Here is a 16046-nt window from a genome sequence, read left to right on the forward strand (position 1 = left end):
CATGCTCAAGCTCTTTTCGCTGCGCCCGTATCCTGCAGGCCGGTGTTTGAAGACCCCTCTTGCAAGCGCGACAACTTCGCGTTTCACTTCGCTTCTCAGCAGCGGGAGAAACGAATCATGGCCAAGGGTGCGATGAAAGCCGGGAAAGAAGCCCGGAAACCCAAGAAAGACGCCAAGAAGCCTGCACCTGCGCCGGCTTTCAAGGCGCCTCCTGTTCAGGCGACCAAGCTAAAGGACAAGTAAGCTCCTTTTGAGCCGACGCAGACCTCGCCCGGCTTTCACGGCCGGGCGCGGGTTGAACTCCTCCTCGGAAAATCCTATCTGAGCGGGCGCAGGGACGGCCCTGCGCTTCCCCTAAAAACCGGCCGGGACGACCCGCCATCCCATTGGAGCGTTCCATGGCTTGGACTTATCTGTTTTTCGCGGGAATTTTTGAAATCGGTTGGGCTATCGGCCTGAAATATACCGATGGCTTTACCAAGCCGATGCCGACCATCCTCACCATTGCCTCGATGATCGTCAGCCTCGGCCTGCTCGGCCTGGCGCTGAAGACACTGCCCGTCGGCACCGCCTATGCGATCTGGACCGGTATCGGCACAGTCGGCACCGCGATGCTTGGCATCTGGCTGCTCGGCGAGCCCGCCACAGCACTTCGCCTCGCCTGCATCGGGCTGATCGTCTCGGGCATCGTCGGCCTCAAGCTGGTCGCCTGATCCGCAGACTTGCGGCGGCCCGCCCGAAACGGGCGGGCTTCACCTTTCCCAATTTCTCATCTGGCACGCCCTGACATCCACAGGGGTCGACGCATTATGCGTCGGACGCGCAAAAGCGATCCGCGCCCAGGGCTTGGCAAGTCCCCGGTCGCGAATCGCTGACGATGTGAGTTTTGCGCTATCGGTCCCGGCTAGCGGGCCGATGCGTCATTCCGGCGCGTGCAGGCGAAAGTGTGCCTGCACTCAGCCGTAATTGGCCGAAGGCGGCATCCGCTTGCCGCGCGCCTTGCGGGCAGCATAACGCGCGTCGCGCTTTGCCTTGCGCTCGGCTTCGTCGGAGAGCACGCGGCTGATACGGTCGGCCTCTTCGGCCTCGCGTGCCTTTGCCTCTGCCTGTGCAGCCTCTTCGGCGGCGAGACGTGCGGCTTCAGCCTTGGCTTCGCGCTCGGCCCTCTCAAGGGCTTCGCGAGCCAGGCGTTCCTGCCTCAGCTTTTCCTTCTCGGCTTCGCGGATGGCACGAGCTTCGAGGATAGCCTTGCGCTCGGCCTGACGGGCCAGAACGGCCGGATCGTCAGCTGCGGGGCGGGCCTTGTACTTTTCGAGGAGAGCTTTCTTTGCGTCATTGGCAGCGTTACGCCGCTCAAAGACGTCTTTTTCTCGGTAGATTGCCAATTTGATTTCCCTGGAGTCACTTCGCGCCGCTTACATACGCGCACGAAGGCATAGTTCAAGCGCCAAAAAGGCATGTCTCCCATGAATTCGCGTGATGTTGCGGATAGGAAACGCTCTTTGACGCCAATCTCGATATGGATTGTTCACTAGATCGCGTCTGGCGACCTCGTGGAGCGAGGGTTACCTCTAGCACAAACAATAGCGACAGGACCAGACTTCATGGAACTTGGCCTCTACACTTTTGCCGACGTTAGCCCAGAGCCGGGGCCTGGTGCCATCGGAGCGCACCAGCGGCTGCGCAATCTCATCGAAGAAATCGAGCTGGCCGACCAGGTCGGGCTCGACGTCTTCGGCCTTGGCGAACACCACCGCCCCGATTATGCCGCCTCGGCCCCGGTCGTGGCGCTGGCCGCCGCCGCCGAACGCACCAAGCGCATCCGCCTGACCAGCGCGGTGACTGTGCTGTCATCGGACGATCCGGTGCGCGTGTTCCAGCAGTTCGCCACGCTCGACCAGCTGTCGGGCGGACGTGCCGAGATCATGGCCGGCCGCGGCTCGTTCATCGAATCGTTTCCGCTGTTCGGCTACAACCTCGAGGATTACGACGAGCTGTTCGCCGAGAAGCTCGATCTGCTCCTGGCACTGCGCGACAGCGAGCGCGTGACCTGGCAAGGCACACACCGTGCGCCGATCAATGATCGCGGCGTCTATCCCCGCCCCTATCAGGAGCTTTTGCCGATCTGGATCGCCATTGGCGGCACACCGCAGTCGGCGGCGCGCGCCGGCGTGCTCGGCCTGCCGCTGGCACTCGCCATCATCGGCGGCGAGCCGGCCCGCTTCGCGCCGCTCTTCGACCTCTATCGCGAGGCGGCGCGCCGTGCCGGCCAAGATCCGGCCAAGCTCGCCACCAGCATCAACGTGCATGGTTTCATCGGCGAGACCACCGAACAGGCGGCCGACGACTTCTACCTGCCTCAGGCCGAGGTGATGAACCGCATCGGCCGCGAGCGCGGCTGGGGACCGACCTCGAGGGCGCATTTCGACCAGTCGCGCGGTCCGAACGGCGCGCTGTTCGTCGGCAATCCGGAAGCGGTGGCCGAGAAGATCGTGGCCCAGCACAAGATCTTCAAGAACGACCGCTTCCTGCTGCAGATGGCAATCGGCATCATGCCCCACGACAAGATCATGAAGGCGATCGAGCTCTACGGCACCAAGGTGGCGCCGCTGGTTCGCAAGGAACTGGGCGCTGCCGCCGTCAACTCGGCGGCGTGAGCGGTCAGCCGAAGGCAAACCGGAGCGTTCCAGCCGCTGGACCAAAACATACCCTCGGCGGGAAGGTTTGTTTGTGCAGGTGACGCTTCCTATATCCGGCGGGTCCCCACCCGCCGGAGCTGCCTCATGACCACCTTGTCCGTCCTCGACCTTTCCCCGGTCACCGAAGGCAGCACCGCCGCCCAATCGCTGAAGAACACGCTCGACCTCTCTCGCCACGCCGAAAAGCTCGGTTTCCATCGCTACTGGCTGGCCGAGCACCACAACATGGCCGGCATCGCCAGTGCTGCGACCTCGGTGGTCATCGCCCATGTCGCGGCCGGCACCAGCACCATTCGCGTCGGCGCCGGCGGCATCATGCTGCCCAACCATGCGCCGCTGGTCATCGCTGAACAGTTCGGCACGCTTGCCGCCCTGCACCCCGGCCGTATCGACCTCGGCATCGGCCGGGCGCCCGGCACCGACATGCTGACCGCGCGCGCCCTGCGCCGCAATCTCGAGGCCGGCGTCGACAATTTCCCGCAGGATGTTGTCGAGCTGATGGGCTATTTCGATCCGGCAACGCCCGAACAGCGCATCCGCGCCGTGCCCGGCGAGGGCGAGCAGGTCGAAGTCTGGGTGCTGGGATCAAGTCTCTATGGCGCGCAGCTCGCCGCCATGCTTGGCCTGCCCTACGCCTTTGCCTCGCACTTCGCCCCTTCGGAGCTCGACCATGCGATCGAGATCTACCGCTCGCGCTTCCAGCCGTCGGAGCGATTGGCCAAACCCTATGTCATGGCCGGCATCAACATCGTCGCCGCCGATACGGACGCCGAGGCGAAGCTTCTGTTCAGTTCGGTACAGCAGGCCTTCGTCAACCTGCGCAGCGGCCGTCCCGGCCGCCTGCCCGCGCCGCTCGAAGGCTACGAGCGCGAGCTCGACCCGGTCGCGCGGCAGATGCTGTCGCAGACGCTTGCCTGCGCCGTCGTCGGCTCGCCCGACACGGTCCGGCGCGGCGTCAAGGCATTCATCGCGCGTACCGGTGCCGACGAACTGATGGTCACCGCCCAGGTGTTCGACCATCAGTCACGCAAGCGTTCGTATGAGATCCTTGCGGAAGTCGGTGCCGGATTGGCGAAGGCAGCGTAGCCGTTCCTTCGCCCCGTTTACGGGGAGAGGGAAGTGAAGCGAGCTTGCGAGCACAGCAGAGTGAGGGGCAGGGCTGAACTCGGCAGTTGGCACCGTCCCTCATCCGGCCCTTCGGGCCACCTTCTCCCGTAAACGGGGCGAAGGAAATTACCGCATCGCCTCGACGAGGCCCTTGTCGGGAAAACATGTCGCCGCACGGCCATTCTTCGCCTGCCAGTCGCCGATCGACCGGCGCGTCTTGAAGCCCGGCAGACCGTCGGCGCCGCCGACGTCGTAGCCGAGCTTTTCCAGGCCGCGCTGCATGGTGGCGACGTCGGAGCGGTAGAGCCCATCGACCTTGCCCCAGTTGCCCACGAAACGTCGGTCGCCGGACGCGATCCGGTCGGCGCCGTGGCCGATGAACAGCGCGTAGACGTCGCTCTCGTTGTATTCCTTGAGCACATAAAAATTGGGCGTGACAATGAAGGCCGGGCCGTTGCGCCCCGCCGGCATCATCAGGAAACCCTCGGCCCGTGCCTCATTCTGAGGGAAGGGCTTGCCACCAACGCGGGTGATTCCCATCGCGGCCCAGTCCGAGATCTTCTTGCCTTGGTCGGGGCCTTCCAGAGCACAGGTGACGCTCTCCGGCAGCGACACCTCGAAACCCCAGTCGCGGCCCTTTGCCCAGCCATAATGGACGAGATAGTTGGCGATGGAGGCCAGCGTGTCAGGCGTCGAGTTCCAGATGTCGGCGCGGCCGTCGCCGTCGAAATCGACGGCATGCTTCAGGAACGAGGTCGGCAGGAACTGCGGCTGGCCGAGCGCACCGGCCCAGGACGAGCGCATCGCCTTGCGACTGACCAGCCCGCGTTCGAGCATTTCGAGCCCGGCCAAAAGCTCCTTGCGGAACATGTCCTTGCGGGTCGCCAGGAAGGCCTTGGTGCCCAGCACCTCGAAGGCGTCGTAAGGCATCTTGGCGGCACCGAAGCCCGATTCGCGGCCCCAGATCGCCAGCACCACGCCGCCCGGCACGCCGAAACGCTTCTCGATCGCGGCAAGTGTCTTCGCATTTGCGCCGGCACGACTGCGTCCGCCTGATGTAACGGCACCGAGCGTCTTTTCGGAGAAGTAGTTGCCGGGCGAGCCGAACTCGGCCTGGTGCTGCTTCTTCGGCGTCTTCGGCTTTTCGCCGGGGAGCACGAGATCGGGCAGCTTGAGATTGGGTCTTACGCCATCGAACGCCGCATCGAAGGTCGCCCTGGAGATGCCGTTGGCCTTGGCTTCCGGCCACAGGTCCTTGGTCAGCCAGGCCTGGAACTGGTCGTCGATCCTGGCGGCGGAGGCAGGGGCGGCACCGAACGTGACGAGCGCTGCTGCGAAGGCGGCCAGCACTGAGAGCTTTCGTCTCTTCGCACCCCCCTCTGGCCTGCCGGCCATCTCCCCCACAAGGGGGGATATCAGCTGTCGCCACCGTTTCCGCCAATCGCCAGCGTAGCCAGATCGGCGACGTGCCAGAAGCTGCCAATCTCCCCCCTTGCGGGGGAGATGCCCGGCAGGGCAGAGGGGGGTAGGACGGAGCTGCGACGCTTCAGAAAGTTTGCTCATGCAGCTTCCTTCACCGCAATTGCGTCAAAACACAGTCCGCGACTTCAATGCGGCCGACAGCGTGCCCTCGTCGAGATAATCGAGCTCACCGCCGACCGGCACGCCATGCGCCAGCCTCGTCACCTTTACGTCGAAACCGGAGAGCTGGTCGGTCAGGTAATGCGCGGTCGTCTGGCCCTCGACGGTGGCGTTGACGGCCAGGATCACCTCGCTGACCCCGCCCTCGGCGATGCGGGTGACCAGTTGCCTGATGGTCAGCTGATCGGGGCCGACGCCGTCGAGCGGCGACAGCGTGCCGCCAAGCACATGGAATTTCGCATTCATCGCGCCGGCCCGCTCCAGGGCCCAGAGGTCGGACACGTCCTCGACGACGATGATGGTGGTGGGGTCGCGGCGTGGATCGGTGCAGATCATGCACGGATCGGAGGTGTCGACATTGCCGCAGGTCGAGCACACCCTGACCTTGTCGACCGCTTCGCCCATGGCGGCGGCCAACGGCGCCAGCAGCTGTTCCTTCTTCTTGATCAGGTGAAGGGCGGCGCGGCGGGCCGAACGCGGGCCGAGCCCCGGCACCTTGGCCAGAAGCTGGATCAGGCGTTCGATCTCGGGACCGGCGATTCGCTTGGACATGGAAGCGATATAAAACGACTAGGCAATGGTGAGTAGTGAATAGTGGGCCGAGGAGCGGCCGCGGCCTCGTTCCTCCACTCACTACTGACTATTCGCCATCCCTCATTCCATCGGCCGTTCCTGGCTCGCAATGAGCGCGCCGATCGCGTCGGCGTTTTCCGGTGTCGCCTGAAACGACATCGCGCTGGCCAACGCCGCGTCGGAGCCGGCAGAAGCGACCGTGGTCGGCTGCTGCTCGACGACGCCCGGCAGCGTCGGCTGTGCGGCGGAAGCGACCATCGTGTCCGGCTCGGCCACGGGCAGCTTGCGCCGGCTGCGCTTCTCGTAAAACGCATTGCCGCCGGCAACTGTGGTGTAGTGCATGTTCTTGTAAGGGAACTTCAGCCCGGCGGTATGGAAGAACATCACCTCTGGCTTCACCTTGGGGTGGCGCTCGCCCTTGAGCACGGATTCTGCTGCCGCCTGCACGTCGGGCAAGGCCTGCGAATTCATCGGCCGCGACAGCACGCCGGGCGCGAACTGGCCCTTCTGGCCGACGACGCCGCAGACAGTGTCACCATATTCGCCCGACCTGAGCCGGTTCATAACGACACTGCCGACGGCAACCAGGCCATCGCGGCTCGAGCGGTTGGATTCGAAGAACATCGCGCGCGCCAGGCATTCCTTGTCCTTCGCCGAATAGGCGTAGGAACCCGAACGGACCGAGCTCGTGGTGATCCCGTCAGCGAGCTTGCTGGTGGTGCACCCGGAAACGATGAACGGCGAGGCGACGACGCCGACCAAAATCGGCATCTTCCAATTTTTGGCGATCAAATGCGCCCCTCTCGTAAGCCCGCCACGTCCCCAGATTGCAGCAAGAATGCGCCCGTTTCGGGCAAAATGATGGCCGAGCGGCAGACAGCGCCTCCTGGCCGGGCTCGCCTCTGCAACGGCCGGTCGTTATGGTCAGGTCAATGACAGGCAAAGGCACGCATTCTGGCGGCCGAAAATCAGTTGGAGACGACCATGAAAGCCGTGCTGTTCGAACAATTTGGGCAACCGCCGAAGGTCCAGACTGTCGCCGAACCGGCGCCTGCACCCGGCGGCGTGGTGATCAAGGTCGAGGCCACCGGGCTCTGCCGCAGCGACTGGCATGGCTGGATGGGACACGACGCCGACATCACCCTGCCGCATGTGCCGGGCCACGAACTCGCCGGCGTCGTCGTCGCCGCCGGCCGGCAGGTCACGCGCTGGAAGGCCGGCGACCGCGTCACGGTGCCCTTCGTGGGCGGCTGCGGACGCTGCTTTGAATGCACCTCGGGCAATCACCAGGTCTGCGAACACCAGTTCCAGCCGGGCTTCACCGCCTGGGGTTCGTTCGCCGAATATGTCGCTGTCGATTTCGCCGACACCAACCTGGTGCGGCTGCCCGACAGCATGGATTTCGTCACCGCAGCCAGCCTCGGCTGCCGCTTCATCACCTCGTTCCGCGCCGTCGTCGACCAGGGCCGTGTCAAGCCAGGCGAATGGGTGGCAGTGCACGGCTGCGGCGGTGTCGGCCTGTCGGCGATCATGATCGCGGCCGCGTCGGGCGCCAATGCAATCGCCATCGACCTCTCGGACGAGAAGCTCGACTTTGCCAGGAAAATGGGCGCGGTGGCGACGATCAATGCCTCACGCGAGACCGATGTCGTCGGCGCGGTGCGCGAGCTCACGGCGGGCGGTGCGCATCTGTCGCTCGACGCGCTCGGCCATCCCGCCACCTGCTACAACTCGATCGCCAACCTTCGCCGGCGTGGCCGCCACGTCCAGGTCGGGCTGATGCTCGGCGACCATGCCGATCCCAGGATCCCGATGGGCAAGGTGATCGCCCATGAACTCGAAATCCTCGGCAGCCACGGCATGCAGGCGTTCCGCTACGAGGCGATGATGCAGATGATCGAGGCAGGCAAGCTTGCCCCGCAATTGCTGGTCGGCAAGCACATCAGCCTCGACGACGCCCCGGCAGCGCTGATGGCCATGGACCGGTTCGAAGGGCTGGGGATCAGCGTCGTGACCAGATTCTAGGAGAACAGTGGACAGATAGATCAGGAACGGCGCCTGAACCTCAAGCGCCGCGCCGCCATTGGCTAGTCGCTATTGCCTATTCTCAGAAGGGCAGTTTCATGCCGGGCGGGATCGGCAGGCCGGCGGTCAGCGCCTTGGTCTTTTCCTGCATCGTCGCCTCGACCTTGGCCTTGGCGTCGTTATGCGCGGCGACGATCAGGTCCTCGAGGATCTCGCCCTCGCCTTCCCTAAGCAGCGACGGGTCGATCTTCAGCGCCTTCATTTCCGACTTGCCGGACAGGGTTACCGTCACGAGGCCGCCGCCGGACTGGCCGGTGGCTTCGAGCAGGGCAACTTCTTCCTGCATGGCCTGCAGCTTGGCCTGCATTTCCTTCGCCTTGCCCATCAGGCCGAGGAGATCCTTCATCGTCTTTGTCCTTTCGTCTTAGAACGGGTCGTCTCAGAACGGGTCGTCGTCGTCATTGTCGAGACCGATGCCCGGATCGGGCTGCAACTCGGTGTCGGTATCGATATCGGGCGCATCCGCTGTTGTCGGCAGCCGCACGTCGATGATCTTGGCGCCGGGAAAGCGCGCCAGGATCGCCGCCACCGTCGGGTCCGCCTTGGCGTCTGTCAGCGCGACCTCGCGCTTGGTCGCCTCGATCTCGGCAAGCGTCGGCCCGCCCTCTTCCTTGGACAGCGACACCATCCAGTGACGACCGGTCCAGGCCTTCAGCTTCACCGTCAGGTCGTTGAGGAAGGTACGCGGGGCGTCCGAAGTCAGGCTGCATTCGATATGGCCGGGCTCGATGCGCACCGGGCGCACGGCACGGCGGATCAGCACCTTGAAGGCCATTTCGCGATTGGCTTCGGCAAGGTTCGCGAGTTCGGCGATGGTGCGCACAGGCACGGCATCGACAACCGGTTCCGGGGCCGGCGTCGGCGCGAGAAAGGCCGTAGGCGCTGGCGCGCTTTCAACCAGGCGCATCGCCTGGCCGCCGCCATTGCTGACCGGCACGCGCGCCTGCGACACGGCCGAAGCGCCTCCGCCATTGCCGCCACCGGCCGGCATGCCGCCATTGCGTGGTGCGCCGGAAGGCTGCGGCGGCGCGTCGCCGAGGGATTTCAATGCCTCGTCAAGAGTGGGCAGATCAGCGGCATGCGCCAGCCGGATCAACACCATCTCGGCGGCACTGACCGGACGATTGGACGACTGCACCTCGGGAATGCCCTTGAGCAGCATCTGCCAGGCACGCGACAGCACACGCACCGACAAGGCCTGGGCGAATTCCACGCCGCGCTTGCGCTCGTCCTCGGACAGCGAGGCGTCGTCGGCCGCCGACGGCACGAAGCGCAGGCGGGTGACAAGATGGGTGAATTCGGCAAGGTCGTTGAGCACAGCCACCGGGTCGGCGCCGGTATCGTACTGGGCGCGCAGCTCGCCAAGGGCAGCGGCGATGTCGCCCTTCATGATGTTTTCGAACAGGTCGACCACCCGCGCCCGGTCGGCAAGGCCGAGCATGGCGCGTACAGCTTCCGTGGTCACCGTACCGCCGCCATGGGCAATGGCCTGGTCGAGGATGGACAAAGAATCGCGCGCCGAGCCCTCTGCCGCGCGCGCGACCATGGCAAGCGCGTCGTCCTCGACCGAAATGCCTTCCTGCCGGGCAATGTTGCGGAGATGCCCGACAAGCTTGCCGGCGTCGATACGGCGCAGGTCGAAGCGCTGGCAGCGCGACAGCACCGTGATCGGAACCTTACGGATTTCAGTGGTGGCGAAGATGAACTTGACGTGGGGCGGCGGCTCTTCCAGCGTCTTCAGCAGGCCGTTGAAAGCCTGCGTCGAGAGCATGTGCACCTCGTCGATGATATAGACCTTGTAGCGCGCCGACACGGGCGCATAGCGGACACGGTCGATGATATCCCTGATGTCGTCGATGCCCGTGTGGGACGCGGCGTCCATCTCGATGACGTCGACGTGGCGTCCTTCCATGATCGACTGGCAGTGCTCGCCGAGCACCGACAGGTCGACCGACGGGCGGTCAATGTCAGCGGTCTTGTAGTTGAGCGCGCGCGCCAAGATGCGGGCGGTGGTGGTCTTGCCGACACCGCGGACGCCGGTCAGCATCCAGGCTTGGGCGATACGACCCGAGGAAAAGGCGTTGGTGAGCGTCTGGACCATCGGCTCCTGGCCGACGAGTGCGGTGAAATCCGCAGGACGGTACTTGCGCGCGAGAACGCGATAGGCGCCGTCCTTGGTTTTATCGGTCTGTCCGGCTTCGCTCATCCGCCCCGTTCGCCCGTTGGTATTGGCGCCCCTGCCACGGCCACGAGGGCCGATTCCGCGAAACGAGTTTCGCCCGCACGGCGCAACGCCGTCAATGACGCGGAGAAGGGCGAAGAGGCGGGAGGCTGGAACAATGACCCGTTCCGGGCTCGTTAGGGCTGCTTCCTTCCGGACCTGACCCGGTTGGCGAGTGGATCGTCCACCACCAACCTCCCAACCTCCATATCGGCAATTGCCGCACCAATTGCAAGAGCCTTGGGCGACATGTCGATGCGGCGATCAGGCGCCGCCGGAATTCAGCGCCCAGAGATAGGAAAGCGTTGCCGCGATGCCGAGGCCGGTGCGCAGCGCATGCAGCGTGCCCCAATGCACGATCAGCCTGCGGGACGCGACACCGCCCTCTTCGTTCGGTATCGCCTCGATGCGCTTGTTGGTCGGCATGATGCCAAGCAGCGTATAGGGCCAATTGGCAAGCATCAGCGCGGCGCCCCCACCCAGCGCCAATCCGCGGTCAGCCAGGCGGTGAGAAGGCCGAGCATGCCGGAGGCGAATGCCAGGCTCGCCTGCATGGTGAAGCCGGCGGCATAGCTCGGCTTCCACTGGGCAAGCAGATTTTTGTCGTCGAGGCCAAGCCGTGCGGGCTGTTCGGCGAAATTGATGTAGAATGCCGCACCGGCAAAGGCGGCCGCGAGAACCAGGGCAAAGTGACCGGCAAACATTGCGCATCTCCGCTGACGTTCGACGCATAGCATATCGGTGCAACGCGCGGTGCGTTACTGCGCCAACGTTTCAGGGCCAACCTTTTCAATGATTCGCTTGCAGCCGTGACAGCCACACTCTAGCCTTCGATCAAACAAGGGAAACGCCAATGATTTCGGGGCTCAAGGCCGGGTTTACGCTGGATTCGCGTCTCGACGCCGACAGCGAACCGCTGATGTGGCTCGGCCTTTGCGAATTGCGCGTCATGAACGACCAGCGCTGGCCCTGGCTGGTGCTGGTGCCGCAGCGCCCCGGCGTCGAGGAAATCCATGACCTGACCCCGCTCGACCAGGCGATGCTGACCTTCGAGAGCAACATGGTGGCGCATGCGCTCAAAAGCGCGACCGGCTGCGCCAAGATCAACAGCGGCGCGCTCGGCAACATCGTGAGGCAGCTGCATTTTCACGTCGTCGCGCGCACCGAGGGCGATCCCGGCTGGCCCGGCCCGGTCTGGGGCCATGGCGTGCGCCAGCCCTATCGCCGCGACGATCTTCACCGGTTTGCCGAGAGCATCAAGTCGGCTCTATAACGCTGCCCTGACGCACACCAGAGTTCCAGATGCCTTTCAGCCTGTTCGACGCCCCCAAGCGTGAAGCCAGCCATTTCCTCGGCTTCTCCGGCAACATCATCGACCGCCAGTCGGAAAAGCGCAGCGACGATTCGGCTGTGAAGGCCCTCGCCGAACCCGGCGCGAGACTGATTCTGGTCGCGCAAGGGCGGTTGCTGCTCGATTTCAGCGGCGGGTCGGCCAACCCCTATTTCTCGCGCGCGGCAGCCGAGGCGCTGGGGCCTGGGACCGGCGAGGCGATCCTGCTCGGCCGCGCTGACGACATCGCCATGCTGGCCCTGCCCGTCGCTGCGGAGCAGGAGGGCCTACCGGAGCACATCAAATCCATCGACTTCCGCTCGATTCTGGCGCAACGCCTGACCGACGAAGCCGGTCTCGGCGCCCTGGCGCAGGGCGCGGCACTGCTTGCCTGGCATGCCAGCCACCGCTTCTGTGGCCGCTGTGGTGCTGCGACCGAAATGCGCGCCGGCGGCTACAAGCGCCGCTGCACGGGATGCGGTACCGAGCATTTCCCGCGCACCGACCCCGTCGCCATCATGCTGACGGTGTCGGGCGACAAGTGCCTGATGGGGCGCGGCCGGCATTTCGCGCCGGGTGTCTATTCGGCGCTCGCCGGCTTTATCGAGCCGGGCGAAACCATCGAGGCGGCGGTGCGGCGCGAAACGCTCGAGGAAGCCGGCATCCGGCTCGGTCGCGTCGTCTACCATTCGAGCCAGCCCTGGCCGTTCCCCTACTCGCTGATGATCGGCTGCTATGGCGAGGCGCTGAACGAGGACATTTCAAGGGACACCGACGAACTTGAGGACTGCCGCTGGTTTCCCCGGGCGGAGGTCCTGCAGATGCTCGCCAGTACCCATCCCGGCGAGCTCAGGGTGCCGCCGGGACATGCCATCGCGCACCAGCTCATCCGCACCTGGGCGGAGAGCGACTAGGGCGCAGGCCTCGCCTTCACCCAGCGAAACTGGTTGGCGAGCGCGACCTGACCATCTGCGCGAACATAGGGCGCAATGGCATCGACCAGCGCGTCCCGAACTCTGTCGGCCCCCGAATGGCGTTCGGCGCGCGTGACAATCCCGGCCGAAGCGAAGGCTCGCAAAGCTATGTCCTTACCGGGGAAGACGATGGTGGCGTCAAGTTGCCCGTCATCGATCGGCTCAAGCCCGGCCTTGCTCATGAACGTCTCGATCACCCCGTGGTTCGAAAGCGGTGGCACGGCAGATGCGGGCGAAGGCGGCAGCAACGGCCCGAGCGCGCTCATCGCTGCCAGCTGCAACTGGCTCTTGTCGCGCTGGCCCCAAACCAGCATGAAAACAATGCCGCGGCCGTCGCAAACCCGAGCCGCCTCGCTTAGGGCGCGGACCATGTCGCCTGCGAACTGGAAAGCGTTGATGCCAGTCACGATGTCGAAGGCGCCGTCGACGAAGGGCAATTCCTCCATCTCGCCGACTTCGATGCTGGCGTCAGGCAAGCGCTGTCGTGCGATGGCCGCCAGCGCCTCCGACGCGTCGAGGCCTGCGACGGCCGCGCCACGCTCTCGCGCAAGACTTAGCAATCCACCGGCGCCGCAGCCGACATCGAGCAGCCTCTTACCTCGCCCGACGCCGACCAGCATCATGACATTTTCGAACACCGGCCGCCATGCGGGTTCCTGGACCTCGGCCCAGTCGCGCGCCTTGGCGCCCCACAATTCTCCCTGGATGGCAGCCGTGCCCATGGGCTTGTCCTAGCGCAGCCGATGCTGCGCCAGGTGTAGCGAACGCACAATTCAATCTGTGGTGAGACGAGACTATAGTGGCCTGGCGGAGGTCCGGCAGTTGCGCGCGGGCACCCATCCCGGCGAGCTCCGGGGTGCCGCCGGGACATGCCATCGCCTACCAGCTCATCCACGCCTGGGTGGACGAGGGCTGACTGAAATGCTCAGTCGCTCAGTCGGCGACCTGCCACGCCTCCCGGGAATCGCTCGCCGGGTAGACGCCGAGGATGCGCACCTCGCGTGAGAAGAAGCGCAGCTCCTCCAGCGCGTGGGTGACACCCGGGTCCTCCGGATGGCCCTCGATGTCGGCGTAGAACAGCGTCGCCGTGAAAGCGCCGAGCTGGTAGCTCTCCAGCTTGGTCATGTTGACGCCATTGGTGGCGAAGCCGCCCATCGCCTTGTACAGCGCCGCCGGCACGTTGCGGACGCGGAACATGAAAGTCGTCATCATCTTGGCGTCCTGGCTCGGACGCTCGACCCACTGCTTGTTCTTGGTCAGGACGACGAAGCGCGTGACGTTGCTGTCGGTGTCCTCGACATTCTCTTCCAGTATGTCCAGGCCATAGAGCGAGGCGGCGAGACGCGGCGCGAGCGCCGCCATCGTCCGGTCCTTGACCTCGGACACCAGCTTGGCGGCACCCGCGGTGTCACCGGCGATCACCGGCTTCCAGCTGTTCCTGCGGATGTATTTGCGGCACTGGCCGAGCGCGTGGATGTGGCTGTGCACGGTCTTGATCTCGGAGCGCTGAACGCCCGGCAGGACCATCAGCTGGAAATGGATCGGCAGGAAATACTCGCCGACGATGTGCAGCTTCGATTCAGGCAACAGGTGATGGATGTCGGCGACACGGCCGGCGATCGTGTTCTCGATCGGGATCATGGCGAGATCGGCCTTGCCGGTCTCCACCGCGTTGAAGGCATCTTCGAAGGTCGCGCAGGGCAGCGGCTCCATGTCGGGGAACATGTTGCGGCAGGCGGTGTCGGAATTGGCGCCCGGCTCGCCCTGGAAGGAAATATTGTTGGTCGTCGTCGGCATGGTCGGCCTGTCTGTTCTAGTTCGAGAGAAGTTCGCGCGCGCGTTCGAGATGCTCCGGCGTGTCGACGCCCAGCGGCACCGTGTCGACGATTTCGACGTCGATGCGCATGCCGGCTTCCAGCGCGCGCAGCTGCTCGAGACGCTCGCGCTTTTCCAGCGGCGACGGGCCGAGCCCGACGAAGCGTTCGAGTGCTGCGCGGCGGTAAACATAAAGCCCGACATGATGATAGAGCGGGCCGTCGCCCCAGGGCGCCGTCGCACGGGTGAAGTAGAGTGCCCTCATCCGCTGAGCGGACAGTGGCGAGCCGATGATCTTGGGAACGTTGGGATCGACCTTTTCCTCGTGACGGGTGATTTCGACACCGAGCGTCGAGATGTCGACCGCCCGTTCCTCCAGCGGCCGAAGTGCTGCCTGGATGATCGCGGGATCGATCGTCGGCAGGTCACCCTGGACATTGACGACGGTGTCGACCGTACCCTTCGGATCGAGCGTCGTCAGTGCCTCGAAGATGCGGTCCGAACCCGACTCATGGTCGGCGCGTGTCATCACCGCCTCGAAGCCGTGCGCCCGCACCGTTTCCGCGACCATGTCGCTGTCGGTCGCCACGACCACGCGGCCGAGCCCGCATTCCGAAGCGCGCGCCGCCACATGGACGATCATCGGGCGGCCGGCGATATCGGCCAATGGCTTGCCGGGCAAGCGTGTCGAGGCCATGCGGGCAGGGATAAGGACAAGGGTGGACATGGCTTGGCGACTGTTTCTAAATGGTGTTGGAAAGTGTCAAAAGGTCTCACTGGAAGGGCCCTTATAGGTGTTGCAACCGGCAAGCAAAAGACCTAGTTTCCGCGCGATTTGACCCGGCCAGCCGGGCGATAGACGATACCGACGAACGGCAGCGGTCGCAGAGGACGGCGATCGGCCGGATAAGGGAGCCAGGGGCGTATGGACTCATTTGAAATGAACAAGGTGCTTGGCGGTCTGCTGGGTACTGCCTTTGTGGTGTTCTCCATCTCGCTGGTGTCGGACGCGATCTTTGCTGCGCCGGTCCCCGAAAAGCCCGGCTTTGCCATCGAAGCCGCTGAAGAAGGCGGCGCAGGTGCCGGCGGCGGCGAGGCTGCTCCGGCTGCCGTACCGGTCGCCCAGCTGCTGGCCAGCGCCAACGCCGAGGCGGGTGCTGCCGTGTTCAAGAAGTGCACCGCCTGCCACTCGATCGAGAAGGGCGGCCCGAACAAGGTCGGTCCGGATCTGTGGGGCGTGGTCAACCGTCCGATCGCCTCGCACGAGGGCTTCGGCTATTCGGGCGCGATGAAGGAGTTCTCCGAAGGCGGCAAGGTCGTCTGGGACTTCGAGCACCTCAACCACTTCCTGACGTCGCCCAAGGGCTTCATCAAGGGCACTGCGATGGGCTTCGCCGGCATCAAGAAGGATGACGAGCGCGCAAACCTGATCGCCTACCTGAATTCGCAGTCGGACAGCCCGGCCCCCCTGCCCGCGGCTGACGCCGCTCCGGCCGCCACGCCTGCCGCAGCTCCGGCTGAAGGCGCGGCCCCTGCGGCTCCTGCAGAGGGCGCCGCTCCGGCCACCGCTCACTAAGCGATTTGTAATCTTCGCATCTTGA

Annotated in this window: 19 protein-coding genes and 1 other RNA gene; 8 read left to right on the plus strand and 12 right to left on the minus strand. The window is 64.9% G+C overall.

The window, feature by feature from the left end; genetic code table 11:
- Nucleotides 1-117 precede the first annotated feature (117 nt).
- Nucleotides 118-243, plus strand: a complete 126-nt coding sequence (locus SLT36_RS27750; RefSeq protein ID WP_018426265.1) for a hypothetical protein — start codon at nt 118-120, stop codon at nt 241-243.
- 155 nt (nt 244-398) lie between these two features.
- A complete protein-coding gene (sugE, locus tag SLT36_RS27755) occupies nt 399-713 on the plus strand; it encodes a quaternary ammonium compound efflux SMR transporter SugE (RefSeq protein ID WP_184773330.1) in 315 nt (104 codons plus the stop codon).
- A gap of 243 nt (nt 714-956) precedes the next feature.
- On the opposite strand, the gene SLT36_RS27760 is transcribed toward sugE, so the two are convergent.
- Complete coding sequence (locus SLT36_RS27760) at nt 957-1385, minus strand: DUF6481 family protein (RefSeq protein ID WP_432285159.1); 429 nt, start codon at nt 1383-1385, stop codon at nt 957-959.
- Nucleotides 1386-1604: 219 nt separating this feature from the next.
- On the opposite strand from SLT36_RS27760, the gene SLT36_RS27765 reads away from it, so the two are divergent.
- Both SLT36_RS27765 and SLT36_RS27770 read left to right on the plus strand, forming a co-directional pair.
- Entirely contained in the window at nt 1605-2657 is a 1053-nt protein-coding gene (locus SLT36_RS27765) for an LLM class flavin-dependent oxidoreductase (RefSeq protein ID WP_432285160.1), read from the plus strand.
- 126 nt (nt 2658-2783) lie between these two features.
- Nucleotides 2784-3785 carry an LLM class flavin-dependent oxidoreductase gene (locus SLT36_RS27770; RefSeq protein WP_432285161.1) on the plus strand — a complete coding sequence of 334 codons (1002 nt, stop codon included), beginning with the start codon at nt 2784-2786 and terminating at the stop codon, nt 3783-3785.
- Nucleotides 3786-3932: 147 nt separating this feature from the next.
- Here the strand turns inward: SLT36_RS27770 and SLT36_RS27775 are convergent, their stop codons facing one another.
- The 3 genes from SLT36_RS27775 to SLT36_RS27785 all read right to left on the minus strand — a co-directional run bounded on the left by SLT36_RS27775 (nt 3933) and on the right by SLT36_RS27785 (nt 6812).
- Entirely contained in the window at nt 3933-5201 is a 1269-nt protein-coding gene (locus SLT36_RS27775) for a lytic murein transglycosylase (protein ID WP_432285162.1), read from the minus strand.
- 192 nt (nt 5202-5393) lie between these two features.
- The gene (gene recR, locus SLT36_RS27780; protein WP_067965671.1) at nt 5394-5999 is read right to left on the minus strand and encodes a recombination mediator RecR; all 606 of its coding nucleotides are present in this window, start codon (nt 5997-5999) and stop codon (nt 5394-5396) included.
- 102 nt (nt 6000-6101) lie between these two features.
- The gene (locus SLT36_RS27785) at nt 6102-6812 is read right to left on the minus strand and encodes a cell wall hydrolase (RefSeq protein WP_432285163.1); all 711 of its coding nucleotides are present in this window, start codon (nt 6810-6812) and stop codon (nt 6102-6104) included.
- A gap of 192 nt (nt 6813-7004) precedes the next feature.
- On the opposite strand from SLT36_RS27785, the gene SLT36_RS27790 reads away from it, so the two are divergent.
- Nucleotides 7005-8045: a zinc-dependent alcohol dehydrogenase family protein gene (locus SLT36_RS27790; protein WP_154385921.1), complete on the plus strand. Its 1041-nt coding sequence runs from the start codon at nt 7005-7007 to the stop codon at nt 8043-8045.
- Nucleotides 8046-8127: 82 nt separating this feature from the next.
- On the opposite strand, the gene SLT36_RS27795 is transcribed toward SLT36_RS27790, so the two are convergent.
- The 5 genes from SLT36_RS27795 to SLT36_RS27815 form a co-directional block, all read right to left on the minus strand.
- On the minus strand, nt 8128-8451 hold the full coding sequence (locus tag SLT36_RS27795) for a YbaB/EbfC family nucleoid-associated protein (protein ID WP_067965675.1): 324 nt from the start codon (nt 8449-8451) through the stop codon (nt 8128-8130).
- A gap of 33 nt (nt 8452-8484) precedes the next feature.
- Entirely contained in the window at nt 8485-10311 is a 1827-nt protein-coding gene (locus SLT36_RS27800) for a DNA polymerase III subunit gamma/tau (RefSeq protein ID WP_432285164.1), read from the minus strand.
- 117 nt (nt 10312-10428) lie between these two features.
- Nucleotides 10429-10525, minus strand: an RNA gene (gene ffs, locus SLT36_RS27805) — signal recognition particle sRNA small type.
- A gap of 65 nt (nt 10526-10590) precedes the next feature.
- Nucleotides 10591-10788: a DUF1772 domain-containing protein gene (locus tag SLT36_RS27810; RefSeq protein WP_432285165.1), complete on the minus strand. Its 198-nt coding sequence runs from the start codon at nt 10786-10788 to the stop codon at nt 10591-10593.
- Nucleotides 10788-11030 carry a hypothetical protein gene (locus SLT36_RS27815; RefSeq protein WP_432285166.1) on the minus strand — a complete coding sequence of 81 codons (243 nt, stop codon included), beginning with the start codon at nt 11028-11030 and terminating at the stop codon, nt 10788-10790. Before SLT36_RS27815 ends, SLT36_RS27810 begins: the two co-directional genes overlap by 1 nt.
- A 149-nt stretch (nt 11031-11179) precedes the next feature.
- Between SLT36_RS27815 and SLT36_RS27820 the strand changes: the two genes are divergently transcribed.
- Nucleotides 11180-11599 (plus strand): HIT domain-containing protein, encoded by a 420-nt coding sequence (locus SLT36_RS27820; RefSeq protein WP_432285167.1) that lies wholly within the window; start codon nt 11180-11182, stop codon nt 11597-11599.
- A 29-nt stretch (nt 11600-11628) separates the two neighbouring features.
- The gene (gene nudC, locus SLT36_RS27825) at nt 11629-12570 is read left to right on the plus strand and encodes an NAD(+) diphosphatase (RefSeq protein ID WP_432285168.1); all 942 of its coding nucleotides are present in this window, start codon (nt 11629-11631) and stop codon (nt 12568-12570) included.
- Here the strand turns inward: nudC and SLT36_RS27830 are convergent.
- The 3 genes from SLT36_RS27830 to SLT36_RS27840 all read right to left on the minus strand — a co-directional run bounded on the left by SLT36_RS27830 (nt 12567) and on the right by SLT36_RS27840 (nt 15172).
- Nucleotides 12567-13352, minus strand: a complete 786-nt coding sequence (locus SLT36_RS27830) for a class I SAM-dependent methyltransferase (protein ID WP_432285169.1) — start codon at nt 13350-13352, stop codon at nt 12567-12569. The genes nudC and SLT36_RS27830 overlap by 4 nt on opposite strands.
- Nucleotides 13353-13563: 211 nt before the next feature.
- A complete protein-coding gene (locus SLT36_RS27835; RefSeq protein ID WP_432285170.1) occupies nt 13564-14427 on the minus strand; it encodes a prephenate dehydratase in 864 nt (287 codons plus the stop codon).
- A gap of 16 nt (nt 14428-14443) precedes the next feature.
- The gene (locus SLT36_RS27840; RefSeq protein ID WP_432285171.1) at nt 14444-15172 is read right to left on the minus strand and encodes a 3-deoxy-manno-octulosonate cytidylyltransferase; all 729 of its coding nucleotides are present in this window, start codon (nt 15170-15172) and stop codon (nt 14444-14446) included.
- A 198-nt stretch (nt 15173-15370) separates the two neighbouring features.
- Between SLT36_RS27840 and SLT36_RS27845 the strand changes: the two genes are divergently transcribed.
- Nucleotides 15371-16021, plus strand: a complete 651-nt coding sequence (locus SLT36_RS27845; protein WP_432285172.1) for a c-type cytochrome — start codon at nt 15371-15373, stop codon at nt 16019-16021.
- The last annotated feature ends 25 nt before the right edge of the window (nt 16022-16046 follow it).

It is taken from the genome of Aminobacter sp. BA135, assembly GCF_050859125.1.
Taxonomy (GTDB): domain Bacteria; phylum Pseudomonadota; class Alphaproteobacteria; order Rhizobiales; family Rhizobiaceae; genus Aminobacter; species Aminobacter ciceronei.

What these genes read in the sequence shown, in the direction of transcription:
- SLT36_RS27845 (WP_432285172.1), top strand. Translation starts at nt 15,371, where the DNA reads ATGGACTCATTTGAAATGAACAAGGTGCTTGGCGGTCTGCTGGGTACT.
- nudC (WP_432285168.1), top strand. Translation starts at nt 11,629, where the DNA reads ATGCCTTTCAGCCTGTTCGACGCCCCCAAGCGTGAAGCCAGCCATTTC.
- sugE (WP_184773330.1), top strand. Translation starts at nt 399, where the DNA reads ATGGCTTGGACTTATCTGTTTTTCGCGGGAATTTTTGAAATCGGTTGG.
- SLT36_RS27790 (WP_154385921.1), top strand. Translation starts at nt 7,005, where the DNA reads ATGAAAGCCGTGCTGTTCGAACAATTTGGGCAACCGCCGAAGGTCCAG.
- SLT36_RS27795 (WP_067965675.1), bottom strand. Translation starts at nt 8,451, where the DNA reads ATGAAGGATCTCCTCGGCCTGATGGGCAAGGCGAAGGAAATGCAGGCC.
- SLT36_RS27835 (WP_432285170.1), bottom strand. Translation starts at nt 14,427, where the DNA reads ATGCCGACGACGACCAACAATATTTCCTTCCAGGGCGAGCCGGGCGCC.
- SLT36_RS27750 (WP_018426265.1), top strand. Translation starts at nt 118, where the DNA reads ATGGCCAAGGGTGCGATGAAAGCCGGGAAAGAAGCCCGGAAACCCAAG.
- SLT36_RS27840 (WP_432285171.1), bottom strand. Translation starts at nt 15,172, where the DNA reads ATGTCCACCCTTGTCCTTATCCCTGCCCGCATGGCCTCGACACGCTTG.
- SLT36_RS27810 (WP_432285165.1), bottom strand. Translation starts at nt 10,788, where the DNA reads ATGCTTGCCAATTGGCCCTATACGCTGCTTGGCATCATGCCGACCAAC.
- SLT36_RS27815 (WP_432285166.1), bottom strand. Translation starts at nt 11,030, where the DNA reads ATGTTTGCCGGTCACTTTGCCCTGGTTCTCGCGGCCGCCTTTGCCGGT.
- SLT36_RS27820 (WP_432285167.1), top strand. Translation starts at nt 11,180, where the DNA reads ATGATTTCGGGGCTCAAGGCCGGGTTTACGCTGGATTCGCGTCTCGAC.
- SLT36_RS27800 (WP_432285164.1), bottom strand. Translation starts at nt 10,311, where the DNA reads ATGAGCGAAGCCGGACAGACCGATAAAACCAAGGACGGCGCCTATCGC.
- recR (WP_067965671.1), bottom strand. Translation starts at nt 5,999, where the DNA reads ATGTCCAAGCGAATCGCCGGTCCCGAGATCGAACGCCTGATCCAGCTT.
- SLT36_RS27775 (WP_432285162.1), bottom strand. Translation starts at nt 5,201, where the DNA reads ATGGCCGGCAGGCCAGAGGGGGGTGCGAAGAGACGAAAGCTCTCAGTG.
- SLT36_RS27770 (WP_432285161.1), top strand. Translation starts at nt 2,784, where the DNA reads ATGACCACCTTGTCCGTCCTCGACCTTTCCCCGGTCACCGAAGGCAGC.
- SLT36_RS27830 (WP_432285169.1), bottom strand. Translation starts at nt 13,352, where the DNA reads ATGGGCACGGCTGCCATCCAGGGAGAATTGTGGGGCGCCAAGGCGCGC.
- SLT36_RS27765 (WP_432285160.1), top strand. Translation starts at nt 1,605, where the DNA reads ATGGAACTTGGCCTCTACACTTTTGCCGACGTTAGCCCAGAGCCGGGG.